Origin of the sequence: Mycobacterium sp. AMU20-3851 (assembly GCF_043974665.1) — a bacterium.
Taxonomy (GTDB): Bacteria; Actinomycetota; Actinomycetes; order Mycobacteriales; family Mycobacteriaceae; genus Mycobacterium.
This window is the reverse complement of sequence record NZ_CP146371.1, coordinates 2,517,679-2,530,586: the sequence shown is the minus strand read 5'-3', so window position 1 is coordinate 2,530,586 and position 12,908 is coordinate 2,517,679. Positions and strand designations below refer to the sequence as shown.

General features: G+C 65.3%; 13 protein-coding genes. 3 read left to right on the top strand and 10 right to left on the bottom strand.

Annotation, left to right across the window (positions count from 1 at the left end; genetic code table 11):
• The first annotated feature begins 67 nt into the window (after positions 1-67).
• On the top strand, positions 68-574 hold the full coding sequence (locus V4U86_RS12090; protein WP_395311437.1) for a hypothetical protein: 507 nt from the start codon (positions 68-70) through the stop codon (positions 572-574).
• 58 nt (positions 575-632) lie between these two features.
• Here the strand turns inward: V4U86_RS12090 and V4U86_RS12085 are convergent, their stop codons facing one another.
• Genes V4U86_RS12085 through V4U86_RS12050 form a run of 8 tightly spaced genes read right to left on the bottom strand, consistent with a single transcriptional unit; the run spans position 633 to position 9,856 of the window.
• On the bottom strand, positions 633-2,162 hold the full coding sequence (locus V4U86_RS12085; RefSeq protein WP_395311436.1) for an MCE family protein: 1,530 nt from the start codon (positions 2,160-2,162) through the stop codon (positions 633-635).
• Positions 2,162-3,406 (bottom strand): MCE family protein, encoded by a 1,245-nt coding sequence (locus V4U86_RS12080; RefSeq protein ID WP_395311435.1) that lies wholly within the window; start codon positions 3,404-3,406, stop codon positions 2,162-2,164. Before V4U86_RS12080 ends, V4U86_RS12085 begins: the two co-directional genes overlap by 1 nt.
• Positions 3,406-4,878 (bottom strand): MCE family protein, encoded by a 1,473-nt coding sequence (locus tag V4U86_RS12075; RefSeq protein ID WP_395311434.1) that lies wholly within the window; start codon positions 4,876-4,878, stop codon positions 3,406-3,408. Before V4U86_RS12075 ends, V4U86_RS12080 begins: the two co-directional genes overlap by 1 nt.
• Complete coding sequence (locus V4U86_RS12070; RefSeq protein ID WP_395311433.1) at positions 4,875-5,957, bottom strand: MCE family protein; 1,083 nt, start codon at positions 5,955-5,957, stop codon at positions 4,875-4,877. Before V4U86_RS12070 ends, V4U86_RS12075 begins: the two co-directional genes overlap by 4 nt.
• A complete protein-coding gene (locus V4U86_RS12065; RefSeq protein ID WP_395311432.1) occupies positions 5,957-6,991 on the bottom strand; it encodes an MCE family protein in 1,035 nt (344 codons plus the stop codon). The genes V4U86_RS12070 and V4U86_RS12065 overlap by 1 nt, the downstream gene beginning before the upstream one ends.
• Positions 6,988-8,181 carry an MCE family protein gene (locus V4U86_RS12060; protein WP_395311431.1) on the bottom strand — a complete coding sequence of 398 codons (1,194 nt, stop codon included), beginning with the start codon at positions 8,179-8,181 and terminating at the stop codon, positions 6,988-6,990. Before V4U86_RS12060 ends, V4U86_RS12065 begins: the two co-directional genes overlap by 4 nt.
• Positions 8,182-8,191: 10 nt before the next feature.
• Entirely contained in the window at positions 8,192-9,034 is an 843-nt protein-coding gene (locus V4U86_RS12055) for an MlaE family ABC transporter permease (RefSeq protein ID WP_395311430.1), read from the bottom strand.
• Positions 9,035-9,043: 9 nt separating this feature from the next.
• Entirely contained in the window at positions 9,044-9,856 is an 813-nt protein-coding gene (locus V4U86_RS12050; RefSeq protein WP_395311429.1) for an MlaE family ABC transporter permease, read from the bottom strand.
• A gap of 207 nt (positions 9,857-10,063) precedes the next feature.
• Here V4U86_RS12050 and V4U86_RS12045 point away from each other — a divergent pair, with 207 nt between their 5' ends.
• Together V4U86_RS12045 and V4U86_RS12040 are read left to right on the top strand one after the other, a co-directional pair.
• Positions 10,064-10,870 carry an SDR family NAD(P)-dependent oxidoreductase gene (locus V4U86_RS12045; protein WP_395311428.1) on the top strand — a complete coding sequence of 269 codons (807 nt, stop codon included), beginning with the start codon at positions 10,064-10,066 and terminating at the stop codon, positions 10,868-10,870.
• A gap of 51 nt (positions 10,871-10,921) precedes the next feature.
• Positions 10,922-11,356: a hypothetical protein gene (locus V4U86_RS12040; protein WP_395312016.1), complete on the top strand. Its 435-nt coding sequence runs from the start codon at positions 10,922-10,924 to the stop codon at positions 11,354-11,356.
• A 49-nt stretch (positions 11,357-11,405) separates the two neighbouring features.
• Here the strand turns inward: V4U86_RS12040 and V4U86_RS12035 are convergent, their stop codons facing one another.
• Together V4U86_RS12035 and V4U86_RS12030 are read right to left on the bottom strand one after the other, a co-directional pair.
• Positions 11,406-11,969, bottom strand: coding sequence for a CGNR zinc finger domain-containing protein (locus V4U86_RS12035; protein WP_395311427.1), 564 nt, complete (start codon positions 11,967-11,969; stop codon positions 11,406-11,408).
• On the bottom strand, positions 11,962-12,822 hold the full coding sequence (locus V4U86_RS12030; RefSeq protein WP_395311426.1) for an alpha/beta fold hydrolase: 861 nt from the start codon (positions 12,820-12,822) through the stop codon (positions 11,962-11,964). Before V4U86_RS12030 ends, V4U86_RS12035 begins: the two co-directional genes overlap by 8 nt.
• Positions 12,823-12,908: the final 86 nt, after the last annotated feature.

The window sequence follows — 12,908 nt, the reverse complement described above, 5'->3', positions numbered from 1 at the left end:
CAGCCACGAGGTATTAACTGCTCTCGCCGCTGATTTCCGTGCAGCCGGCCAGTCCGAGGAGCAGGCAATGCTGCGTGTACCCGCGTTCGTCACCTTCACCGCCGTCACCTGCACGGCACTGACGGCCCCCGTCGTGCACGCCGAGAACCCCGAGTGGGGCATCAACGGCACCTACGCCGCGACGTCCAACGGCGAGTGGGCGCGCAAGAACGAGGTCTTCTACGACCAGGCGAGCCTGCGCAGCACCTGGACGGTCAGCACTCAATGCAGCTACCCCGGTGAGTGCACCGGCACAGTGCAGAGCGACTTCGGCTGGACGGCCCCCATCTATCAGCGCAGCGGAGTCTGGTACGTCAAGCACACGGTCGAGAACTGGATCCCGTGCCCCGACGGCAGCACCGCACCGGGCCTGCAGACCTTCCGGTTCAAGCCGATGACCCCCGACGGCGCCAATTTCGACATCACGTCGGACACGCTGGTGGGCGAGGACGTCACGGTCGGTCCCAGCGGCGCCTGCGGCGTCAACAAGCCGGTGTTCATCAACATGCCGTTCAAGCTCGTCAAGGTCGGCTGAGTTCCAAGCCGGTCCCTCCGGGGGTGCTGCCGACAACGATCCGCAGCGCCCCGCCAGATCACTTCGGCATCAGGTCTTCCCAACTGTGCGCCGGCGCGACCAGGTTCGTCTGGCTGTACACATTGCCGTCGGGTGCGGCGTACTGCCCGGTCTGCGGATTGTAGGTGGCGAAGGCCACCGACGGGCCGCCGGCATCAGACTCATGCGCGCTCGGCGCGGCAGGCAACGCACCGCCGGCCGGCATCGGTGCGGCAGGTGGCACCGGGGGTGCCGGGGGCGGCATCGGCGTTCCGCCGACGGGCCCGAAGATCTGATCCTGGAACGTGATTCGGTCGTCCACCGGCACGCCCTGCGCGATCAGGTTCGGGTCGATGGGGTACGGCCCGGTGACGTGCTGGCGCATCGCCAGTGGCTCGAACTGCCGGTCGCTCTCACAGATCTCCACGGTGGGTGCCCGCTTGCCGGGCTGACCCATGCACGGGAAGTTGCGCGCGCCACGCACGCCGATCGGGGAATCCTGCGGCAGCTTGCAGTACAACCCCTCGGGGGTGTCGACATCGCTCTCATCGGCCGGTGACCGCCATGACGACGGCGGCAGGAACCCGACCGAGCAGGCCGGCGGATCACCGAGGGTCAGGCTGAACTCCGACAACGCCATACCGGTCGGATTGTTCAGCGACGAACCATAGGACTGGGTCGCGGCCAAATACGGCGGCAGCAGAACCAGCAGCTGCTCCAGCGACGCGTTGTAGGTGATGCCGATCTGCCCCACCGTCGACAGGTTGGCCAGCAACACCGGCAGGGTCGGTTTGATCTGATTGAGCAGCCGCGAAGCCTCATCGGCCGTGCCCGAGCCGGTCCGCAGGATGGTGCGCACCTCCTGGTCCCGCGCGGCCACGGTGTCGGTGATTCCGGCCAGGCCGGCGGCCCAGGTCCGGATGGAATCGGCCTTCTCTGCCTGACCGTCCAGCAGTGGACGTCCGTCCTCGATCAACGCACGTGTGTTGTCCGCCGACTCGTTGAAACCGGCCGCCAACCGACCGGACGCATCGAACAGTGCACCCAGATCGTCACCGGTTCCGTTGAGCGCCTTGAACGATTCGTCGAGCAGTCCGCTGAGCTTGCCCGTCGGGATGCTGTCGACCAACGCACTCATCTGGTCGAGCATCGGCCCGACCGGCTGCGGCAGCGTGGCGTTGTCGGCCGTGATGACCGACCCGTCCTCCAGATAGGGCGCGCCGTCACTGCGCGGAACCAGATCGACGTACTGCTCACCGACCGCCGACACACTTCGCACATTCGCCTGCAGGTCGGAGGGGATCTTCGGTGACCGCTGCAGCGACATCGTCACCTCGGCGCCGTCGCGGGTCGGCCGGATCTCGGTGACCTTGCCAACCTCGATACCGCGGTAGGTGACATTCGAGAACTGATAGAGACCACCGGTGGACGGCACCTGCAGCGTGACCCCGATGCGGCCGATACCGAGCAGGACGGGCGCCTGCAGGTAGACGAGAATCATCGTGCCGACACCGACGACCGAAGCGATGGAGAAGATGATGAGCTGGGTGCGGACGAAGCGCGTCAACATCAGTTGCCCCCTGTGGCAGGCGGAGTCGCGGCATCGGGTTGGCCGGCCGGCGTCATGTCAGCGCCGGCCACGTCCGCGCCGGGAACCGGGGCCGCGTTCTCGATGAGCGGTGGAATCGGTGCGATCTCAGCGGGGACCGGCGTCACCGGTGCCAGCAGCGGATCCCGAGTGTAGGTGTTGTACCAGGGGTCGCCCGGTGCGGGAACCATGGTCGCGTTCGGCTCACCCCACCGGGTGCCCAGTAGGATTCCGCTCTTCAGTCGCGGGATCGTGAAGTCGAAGACGATGAACTGGTTCATGTAATCGCCGCGGATACCTCGGTCGATGAACTCCTGCGTGTAGGGGTAGGTGGGCAAAAACGCCAAGGCGGTGGCGAGATCCGGGCCGACATCGGCCAGCGCACGCACCGTGGGTTCCAGGTTCTGCAGGTTGCGCACGATGTCGTCCTGCGATTCATTGATCAGTTGGGTTGCGGTGTCGCTGAATCCGCCAAGCTTGGTCAGCGCGGTGGTGATGCGGGGCCGCTGCTGGTTGAGCACGTCGAGTGCTGGCGGGATGCGCTCCAGCGCACGACTGAGCACCTCGCGTTGACCGGCGAACGTCCCGGCCAGCCGGTTCAACGCCTCGATGGACCCGATGATGTTGTCCTGCTGCGTGTCCAGCATCCCGACGACCTTGCTCATTCGCGTCAGCAGATCGCGAATCTGGCCTTGGCGCCCGTCGAGGGCGGCATTGAAGTTGTGCACGATATCACCGATATGGGTCAAACCGCCGCCGTTGACCACCACCGATAGCGAGGACAGCGTCTGTTCCGTCGAGGGGTAGGTCGACGTCTTCGTCAGCGGGATGGTGGCCCCCGGCTTGAGCCTACCGGACGGGTTCTCCCCTACCGGCGGGTCCAAAGCAAGGTGCATCGACCCGAGCAGGCTGGTCTGACCGACGGTGGCGACAGCGTTCGCGGGCACCACCGTATCGGGCGTCACCGATACCTCGACGTTGGCAGTCCAGTCGTCCACCGTCATACGACGGACCGCTCCGACCACCACATCACCGACCATCACGGGTGAATTCGATTCCAGGGTGCCGACATTGACAAGCTGCACACGGTATGTCGTGGCGTCCCCGCCGGTGCCGACGGTCCCGGGCAGCGGCAACGAGTTGATGCCGTCGAACGAACAGCCGGAGGTCACCAGCACGGTGCAGCAGGCCACCGCAGCCCAGCTGCGCGCTGACTTGGGCGTCATCACGGGGTACCTCCCTGCGCGGGTGCAGCAGGTGCGGCCGGCGGCGCGGGCGGTGCCTCAGCCGGCAACAACAGTTCGGTCAGATTCGTCGCGGCGTTCGCCGGGGCCGGCAGTCCGGGGGGAATGGGCGCACCCGGATAGAGCGCCGGTGTTCGGGCGGCGGGCAGTCCGGTCGGCGCATAAGCACCGGGTGGTTGTGGTGGGTCGGTCCATCCCGGCGGAGGTGGCACATCGCCGGCTCCGGTGTAGGCCGATACCGCGGGCGGGATCTCGCCGGGTTCGGGCGTACCGCCACCCCCGGGTGCCAACGCCGGATCGGAGTAGATGACATTCTTCGGGGCCGGTCCCAGATACGCGTTGAACGGGATGGGCAGGTGATTGAAGTTCATCAGCCGCAGTGCCGGCCCGAGGTACTGGGCGCAGGCCCGCCCGGACTCCTCGGCGGTGACGTTTTCCACCGCCGAGATCGCCGAGCAGATGGTCGCGACGGGGTTGGCGAAGTTGTTCATCGCGAAGGATCCACGCGGACCACCGGTGTCCGGGTTGTAGATGTTGTAGCCATTGACCAGGGCATTTGGTGCGGCGTGCAGCACGTTCTTGACCACCATGTTGTTATCGGCGAGCACCTGGGTGACGTTGGCCAGCCGCTCGATCTGCTCAGCGGTCTGGTCCCGCGACCCGGCGATGAAACTCTGCACCTTGCCGACCGCCGCCGACAGCTCGGTGATCGCCGAGTCGAGGTCGTCGCGGCTACCGTCGACCACGCCGGTCACATCGGCGAGCCGGTCCTGGAACTGCACGATCTGGGCGTTGCTGTCACGTAGCGCGGTCACGAAGACCTGCAGGTTCTTGATCACCTCGACGATGTCGCCGCTGCCTTCGCCGAGGACCCTGCCGACATCGGACAGTTGGGTGATGGTCTCGCGCAGGCGATCTCCGTTACCTGCCATGGCATCGGCGGTGCTGTTGATGAAGCGGCCTAGCGACGTCTCGGAGATACCGCTGTCCGGGCCCAATTCGGTGGCCAGCCGGGTGAGCTGATCCTTGATCTCGTCCCATTCGACCGGGATCGCGGTGCGATCCTCGCCGATCTCGGCGCCGTCGGCCATGGTGGCGCCGCTGGTCTCCGGGGTCGCGCCGTAGGCCGGAGTCAGCTGCACATAGCGCGCCGACACCAGGTTGGGCGCGACGATGATCGCCTTGGCATCGGCGGGTACGGGAACGTCACGATCCACTCGCAGCGTGACCTTGGTGCGGGTGCCCAGCGGCTCGATCGCGTCGATGGTGCCGACCCGGACGCCGACCACCCGGACCTCATCGCCCGGATAGATGGCGGTAGCCGATGTGAAGTAGGCGATGATGGTCTTGGGGCTCAGCAGGTTCTGGTAGACAGCGAAACCGGCACCGGCCAGCACCGCCACCACCGCGGCGATGACGGTGAGCTTCTTGGCCCGGGGCCCGAACGCGGTCATCGGGAACCTCCGGGAATGCCGTTGTACGGGAACGGGAATTCGGCGCGCGGGCCGGCGGTGTCGGGCGGCTGCCCGGCGTTGACGCCGCGCCGGTATCCGAGCGCGTAATCCAGGAACGGCTGAATGGCCGGTCCCGGCAACAGGTTGGACGCAAATCCGTAGTAGTAGAACCCGTTGTTGACCGCTTCACCCTGGGTGAGCTGGTACTTGGCCAGCCCGGTCAGGGTCTTGGTGAGGTTGTCCCGGTTGCGTTCCAGCATCTCCGACACCCGGTTGAGCTGCTCGAGTGTCGGGGCGAGTTCGGCCTCGTTCTCGTCGACCAGTGTCGAGAGTTGTTGCGCCACGGCCGTGGTGTTGGCGAGCAGGTTGACGATCGCGTAACGGCGATCCTGCAGCACGCCGAGCAGGTCGTTGGCGTTGAGGATGAGGCTGTTCACCTGTTGGCTGCGTTCGGACAAGATGCCGGTGACGTCGGCGGCTGTGGTCAGCAGGTTGCTCAGCGACTCGTTGCGGCTGTTCAGCGATTTCGACAGTCGGCTCACCCCATCGAAGGTGGGAGCCAACTGCGGCGCCAGCCGTTCGATGGTCTCCGACAGGACATCGAGGGACTGGTTGATGGCCGCGGTGTCGGTTTCTGCCGTGTTGGAGGTGAACTCGTTGAGGGCATCGGTCAGCGAGTACGGTGACGATGTCCTCGTCAGCGGAATGACGTCGAGCGCCCTCATCCGGTCGCTGCCGCGCGGCTCGACCACCAGAACCCGTTCACCGAGCAATGTGCCGATCCCGATCTGGGCGATGGTGTCCGCGCCGAGCCGAACCTTGCTGTCGACGGCGAAGGTCACCAATGCCTTGCCTTGGTCGAGCTCCACATCCGAGACGGTGCCGACGGTGACGCCGGAGACCTTGACGTTGTTGCCCGCGGACAATCCGCCTGCCTCGGCGAAGACGGCCTGGTAACGGATCGACGTCGCCATTGCCACCAACTGCTGCGGCTGCAAACCGACGGCGATGATCAACGCCATCAGTACCAAGCCCATGAATCCCGAACGGACCAGCTTTGATTGACGGTATTTCTGCATCAGGGTTCACCGCACCTTCCGGTGTTCTGGATGACCCAGGGGAAGTGGGCGGTACGGCCCTGCAGGTCGGACACCCGGATCGAGACGCCGCAGATGTAAAGATTGAGCCAGCTCCCGTAGGAACCCAGCCGCACCAGTTTGCGGTAGTTCTGCGGCGTCTTCTGCATAAGCAGATCGAGCCGGGCCAGATCCGTGTCGTTGGACAGCAGGGGCGCCATCCGGGTCAGTTGATCCACCGTGCCCGACAGCGCCGGGCGTGCGTCGGTGAGCAAGCCGGCCAGCGACGCGGTGCCGTTGTCGAGGGCGCTGATGGCCTCGCCGATCGGGTCCCGCTCGGCGGCCAGGCCCGTCACCAGACGCTCCAGCCCGTCCACCGCCCCGGAGAACTTCTCGCCGTCCTCGGACAGCACGGCCAGCGTGGCGTTGAGGTTGTCGATCAGGCTTTCGACGGTCTTTCCGTTGTCGGCGATCGCGTTGGTGAACGACGATGTCCGGGCGAACAGCGACTCCAGATCGGCACCGCCCTGTCCCTGGAAAACCTGGATCAGTGAGTTGGTCAGCGCATTGACATCATCGGGGTTCAGTCCCTGGATTACCGGCTTGAGTCCGCCCAACAACAGGTCGAGGTTCAGGGCGGGCTCGGTCTGCTCGGCACCGAAACGTGTTCCCGGCGGGCGGATCCTGGTCGATCCGGGCTGATCGATGAGCTCGAGATAGCGGTCTCCGACGAGGTTGAGGTAGCGCACCGCGACCTTGGTGTTCTCGGTCATCCGGATGGTGTCGTTGGCGTCGAACTCGACGAGCACCGTGTTGTCCGGCTGCAACGCCACATCCCGCACGGTGCCCACTCGGATTCCGGAAACCCGCACCGAGTCACCGGATTTGAGGCTCGACGAATCCTTGAACACCGCCGAGTAAGCGGCCGTCGACCCGGATCGATACTGGCTGAAGATCGCGAACAGACCGGCGGTCAGGACGACCATCGTCAGTCCGAACGCACCGAACTTCAGCGCCGTTTTGCTGAAATTGCTCATCCGGGCTGACCGATCTGTGCGGTGTTTCGTGGTGGTCCGCCGATGGGACCGAACAGTGCCTGCTTGAGGCCGTCGGAGTTCAACAGGATCCCCTCGTTGCCGTACTGGGCGGGGTTGGCGTTGACGTCGGTGATCACGAACGGTGGGTGCTTCTGGAAGGGCACCTTGGGCAGATCGGTGCATTGCGGACCACCGGTGGCGGCCACCTTCGGCAGGTTCTGTGGATAGCGATACCGCTCCTGGCCGAGCACGACTGTCTGCAGCAGCAGACCGCCGGGCAGCGGCGTGCCGGGCGCCTTGGCCAGCTCCACGGCTCCACCGAGACCGCAGGTCAAGGCCGCGTTGTACTCGTTGGTCAAATCGGTGGTCGGGACCAGCAGGCGCATGGTGTCGGAAATCGCCTGACGGTTGCCGCCGATGACGTCGGTACCGGTGTCAGCCAACCCGATCACGCTGATCAGCAAAGCATCGAGGTTGTGCTGTTCGTCGACCAGCGTCTCACTCATACTCGTCGACGCATCGAGGGTGGCCACCAGGTCCGGCGCCGCGTCGGCATAGGCGTTGAACACCTGCGGTGCCACCGTGATCTCGTGCTCCATGGTCGGCAGGCTCGGGTCGATCTTGGCCAGGAGGCCATCGAAGTCCGAGAGCATCTGTCCTATCTGGTCTCCGCGGCCGTCCATGGCGGTGGCCAGCGCCCCCAGCGTCTCGTTCAGCTTGGTGGGTTCGATCTTCTGCAGCACCGTCGACAGCTGTTCGAACACCGTGTTGATCTCGACGGTCACGTGACCGGCGTCGAGCACCTGCCCGGCCGCCAGCGCCTGTGCCGACGGGTTCTCCGGGGGAATCAGTTCGACGAACTTGGAGCCGAACACCGTGGTAGATGCGATGTCCACGCGGACGTTGGCCGGGATGAGTTCCAGGTAGGACGGGTACATGGCCAGGTGCAGCTTGGCCCGGCCGTCGGGCAGCGATTCGATCGATTCGACCGAACCGACCTGCGCTCCGTGCAATTTGACCTTCGCGTCGGCGTTCATGACCAGGCCGGCGCGCTCCGAGACGACGGTCACCGGAACGGTTTTGGTGAAACTTCCGCGGAAGAATCCGATCGATATCGCGACGATCGCCAACAGCACGCCTACCGTCGCCAGCCCGATCAGGGGCGGTTTGACATTCGAACTCATCGCCATGTGCGCTCCCCTATCCCGACAGGTTGAAGTTGCCGTTGGAGCCGTAGATCGACAGCGACACCAGCAACGTCACGGAGATCACGACAATGAGCGAGGTGCGGACGGCATTGCCGACCGCGACGCCGACGCCGGACGGTCCGCCGCTGGCGAAGTAGCCGAAGTAGGTGTGTACCAACAGCACCGTGATCGCCATCAAGATGGCCTGCAGGAACGACCACAGCAGATCCATGGGGTTGAGGAAGGTGGAGAAGTAGTGGTTGTACAGGCCGGCTGACTGCCCGAACAGTCCCACGGTGGTGAGCTTGCTCGCCGCGAAGGACAGGATCACCGCGATCGAGTACAGCGGCGTGATGGCGATCATCCCGGCGACAATGCGGGTGCTCACCAGGTACTCGACGGGACGGATGGCCATGGCGTCGAGCGCGTCGATCTCCTCGTTGATGCGCATGGCGCCCAGCTGCGCGGTGACGCCCGCACCGAAAGTCGCCGCCAGACCGATGCCGGCGACCACCGGCGCCGATATCCGGACGTTGATGAACGCGGCAAGAAACCCGGTGAGCGCCTCGATGCCGATGTCACCGAGCGAACTGTAACCCTGCACGGCGAGCGTGCCGCCGGCGGCGAGCGTCAGAAAACCGACGATCACGACGGTGCCGCCGATCATCGCCAAAGTGCCTGCCCCCATGCTGATCTCGGCGATCAATCGGATGATCTCGCGGCGGTAGTGCACAAAGGCGTGGGGCATACCGGCCAGGGCGCGGCCGTAGAACATGGTGTGATCACCGATGTTGCCGAGCGCACCGACCGGCCGGTTCAGTTCACGGGTCAGATGCGGGCGAAGGGAACGCGTCACAGTCACGGGTTAATCCGCCGTCATCTGGATGCCGATGGCGGTGACCAGGACGTTGACCACGAACAGCGCCATGAATGCGTACACCACGGTCTCGTTGACTGCGTTGCCGACCGCCTTGGCACCGCCGCCGCTGATCATCAGCCCGCGGTAGCACGCGACGAGTCCGGCGATCAGGCCGAACAGCCCGGCCTTCACGCACGAAATGATGACCTCGGGAACACCGGTGAGCAGGGTGATGCCGGCCGCGAAGGCACCCGGATTGACGCCCTGGATGAAGATCGAGAAGACGTATCCGCCAAGGATTCCGATGATGACGACCAGGCTGTTGAGCAGCAACGCGACCAGACCCGAGGCCAGCATGCGGGGGGTCACCAGGCGCTGCACGGGATTGATGCCCAACACCTCCATGGCGTCGATCTCCTCGCGGACCGTGCGGGAACCGAGGTCGGCGCACATCGCCGTCGCACCGGCGCCGGCCACGATGAGCACGGTGACCATCGGGCCGACCTGGGTGACCGCCCCGAAGGCGGCCCCCGCCCCGGACAGGTCGGCCGCACCCAGCTCGCGCAGCAGGATGTTGAGTGTGAAGCTGACCAGTACGGTGAAGGGCACCGCGACCAGAATCGTCGGCATCAGCGACACCCGAGCCACGAACCAGGACTGCTCGATGAATTCGCGGCCCTGAAACGGACGCTGGAACAGGAATTTGAACGCATCCGCGGACATGGCCAACAGACCGCCGATGGCCCGCATCGGGCCCGGGCCACCCGACCGGAAGATCGGGATACCCGAGGACCAGCGGTCTTGGGCCTTGCTGACCATGTACCGATGACCTCCACGACTGGTTCTGCCGAACCTCACAACCGGCCTGCCGGCACGCTGACCAGAAGACGGTGACAGCCGGACGTGACCTGCGGCACATCGCGTCCCATCCACCGGGAATCATCAACCGGCCGCGGGTCTGCGGGCCGCAACGTAGCGTGCGGACCGGAAGAGTGAGCGTTCATCCATCGAAGAAGGAGCCCCATCGTGACCGAAGCCGACCTCTCGCGCTATCGCGGCCGTCGGGTACTGATCACCGGCGCAGGTTCGGGCATCGGTCAGGCCTGCGCCCTGCGGATCCTGGCCGAGGGCGGCCGGGTCGTGGCCGCCGACGTCAGCCCGGACGGGTTGGCCGACACCGTCGGCAAGGCGGGTACCGACTTGCTCTCGACGGTGGTGGTCGATGTCGGCGACGAAGAGTCGGTTCGGTCCGGGGTCGCCGAGGCGGTCTCGACGCTGGGCGGACTGGACACCCTGGTCAACGCTGCCGGGATCCTGCGATCCGCACACCTGGCCGCGACGACACTCGCCGACTTCGAGCAGGTGCTGCGGATCAACCTGGTCGGGACGTTCCTGGTCACCCGCGAGGCCATCGCGGCGCTGCACGACGGTGACGGCCCGGCGGTGGTGAACTTCAGCTCGACCTCGGCGCACTTCGCGCACCCGTACATGGCCGCCTACGCGGCCTCCAAGGGTGGTGTGTTGTCGATGACGCACGCCTGGGCCTCGGAGTTCGCCAAGGCCGGGATCCGGTTCAATTGTGTTCAGCCCGGATCGATCTCGTCCGGTATGACCGACGGCACCGGTGCGGCCCGGCAGAGCATCGGGCCCGGGCTGCCCGAGGACGCCGACTACGCCCTGTTCGGCAAGGTCGCCCCGATGCTGCCGCTGGACGGCGGGGCCATCTTCGCCCGGCCGGACGCGGTGGCCGGTGTCGTGGCGATGTTGGGCAGCAAGGACGCCTACTTCATCACCGGAACCGAGGTCCGGATCGACGGCGGCGCCCACATGTAGTGAGACGCACGGGGTTTCACGGAATCGATGAGAAAGGTTTCCTCAATGAGGATGGTGCCGCTGCTGGGTGCGCTGATGATCGCGAGCGTGCCGCTGGCGCCGGTGGGCCGGGCCGAGCCCTTCTTCGCCAACTACCAGTTGGTGATCCCGGCCCGCTACGACTTCCACACTTGGGCCTGGTCGGTGTCGCACTGCATCCCGGCCGCCGAGGACTGCCGGAGCATCACCGGCATCCCGATGCCGGTGGCCAAGGCGTTCGATTACGTCGGGCAGGCCCACCTCGCCGACGGGCGGTACACCATGACCGTCGACGTGCCGGACGGGCTGCGCTGCGGCAACGTCTACTACGGGCCGGTCGTGGCCACCCGGGACGTCTACTCCTGGGATGCGGTGACGATGCAGGGCACCCTGACGTCCTCCTTCGCCGCCGGGTGTGACGGCGCACCGGGGACGCTGGTGTATCCGTTCTCTCTGGTCAGGTTGTGAATCCCGTCAGGAGTGCACGGTTCTGTATATGTTCACCCCGTCCGGCAGGTCAGTGCTTGGTTAGGCCCGCCCTATGTCGTGCGACCTTGTGAACATTGCCGCATGTCTTCATGCTGCACCAGCGCCGACGCCGGCCCCGGGATGTGTCGATGAACAGCCACCCGCACCCGTCACACGCACGGACCTTGGGTTCGGGCGGATGCAAGAGAAGTTGCAGTGCGGCAACGGCCAATGCCGATGTCGCGCCCGCGAGGTGGGTGGCCGTGACCGTGCCGTGCTGGTCGACGTCGACGTACTCGGAATGCCGGTAGGCGTGCGACAGAACGCCGGTGAGCACACCGTGGGGCACGCGTTCGCCGGCGCGCTGCGCATCGAACGCATGCCACAGCCCAGAACGTAGTCTTCGGGCGTCGTCGAGCGCGGCTTTGTCGACCAGTCCTGCGCTTTCCGGTGCCAGTGCCACTCTGTCGAGCCACTGAGTGAAAGCAGCAGGGCTGTCCAGCAGTTCTGCGCCCAGTACCGGAGTCCGTCGGTAGACGGTGTTGCAGAAGTCGAGTGCGACATGTCCTCCGACGAAATGGTCATCGACCCATACCGTGCCGCTCTCACCCATGGAGTGCGTGATCCTGGTGAATGTCATGCACGAACGTGTTGATGGTGTAAGCCATTTCGACAGCGTGCGTCTCGGTGAGGAAATGACCGCCGTCATAGATGTGGGCTTCCACCTTCTCCAATGCGGCGTGATATGCGAGCACTTCTGCAATGTCGAATGCGAAGTCGTGGCGACCCCAGAACAGCAGACAGGGCGGCTGGTGGGCACGGTGGAACTCGGCGATCACCGGGAATCGGTCGACGTGCCGACGGTAGTCGAGAAAGAGCCGCTCGTGAATGTCTATGTTGCCCGGCCGGGAGAGCCGCTCCCAATCCAGATGCCAGGATTCGCGGGGGTGCCACGGCACCAGCCGGTCGGGCAGTCCGCGTAGGTAGGTGTCCCGAGTGCCTTCGAAGTTGAACCAATCCCCCATGTCAGCATGGGATTCCGGTGTCGGATCGGCCCAGTAACGGCGAACCGGATCCCACACCTCCCCGAGCCCCGCCTCATGCGCGTTGCCGTTCTGCAGCACGATCCCGAGCAGTCGATCAGGGTGTCTCGTGGCGAGGTAGTAGCCCACCGGCGTACTGAAATCCGTGAGGTAGAGGACATAACTCGTCAGGTCGAGGGCCTCCAGCAGACCCTCGACGATGACGGCCAGGTGCTCGAAGGTGTAGTCGAACTGCGCCAGGTCGGGAGCGTCGGAGAATCCGAAACCGATCAGGTCAGGAGCAATGACATAGTGTTCGGCGCCCAGGATGGGCAGCATCTCCCGGAACGAGTGCGACGAGCTCGGCGATCCGTGCAGCAGCACGATGCCCGTCGATGACGGGAGGCCGGTCTCCCGATAGTGGACGGTGAGTCCGTCGACCATCCGATCGTGATGTCGAGTCCTGGTGGCGTTTCGCATGACTGGAACCCCGTAACCGTTATATTGGGTTTATTTAGTTACAGAGTGCC

Excerpts from the sequence above, each read along its gene's own strand:
- V4U86_RS12090 (WP_395311437.1), top strand. The coding sequence starts at position 68 with ATGCTGCGTGTACCCGCGTTCGTCACCTTCACCGCCGTCACCTGCACG.
- V4U86_RS12085 (WP_395311436.1), bottom strand. The coding sequence starts at position 2,162 with ATGTTGACGCGCTTCGTCCGCACCCAGCTCATCATCTTCTCCATCGCT.
- V4U86_RS12080 (WP_395311435.1), bottom strand. The coding sequence starts at position 3,406 with ATGACGCCCAAGTCAGCGCGCAGCTGGGCTGCGGTGGCCTGCTGCACC.
- V4U86_RS12075 (WP_395311434.1), bottom strand. The coding sequence starts at position 4,878 with ATGACCGCGTTCGGGCCCCGGGCCAAGAAGCTCACCGTCATCGCCGCG.
- V4U86_RS12070 (WP_395311433.1), bottom strand. The coding sequence starts at position 5,957 with ATGCAGAAATACCGTCAATCAAAGCTGGTCCGTTCGGGATTCATGGGC.
- V4U86_RS12065 (WP_395311432.1), bottom strand. The coding sequence starts at position 6,991 with ATGAGCAATTTCAGCAAAACGGCGCTGAAGTTCGGTGCGTTCGGACTG.
- V4U86_RS12060 (WP_395311431.1), bottom strand. The coding sequence starts at position 8,181 with ATGGCGATGAGTTCGAATGTCAAACCGCCCCTGATCGGGCTGGCGACG.
- V4U86_RS12050 (WP_395311429.1), bottom strand. The coding sequence starts at position 9,856 with ATGGTCAGCAAGGCCCAAGACCGCTGGTCCTCGGGTATCCCGATCTTC.
- V4U86_RS12040 (WP_395312016.1), top strand. The coding sequence starts at position 10,922 with ATGGTGCCGCTGCTGGGTGCGCTGATGATCGCGAGCGTGCCGCTGGCG.
- V4U86_RS12035 (WP_395311427.1), bottom strand. The coding sequence starts at position 11,969 with ATGGGTGAGAGCGGCACGGTATGGGTCGATGACCATTTCGTCGGAGGA.
- V4U86_RS12030 (WP_395311426.1), bottom strand. The coding sequence starts at position 12,822 with ATGGTCGACGGACTCACCGTCCACTATCGGGAGACCGGCCTCCCGTCA.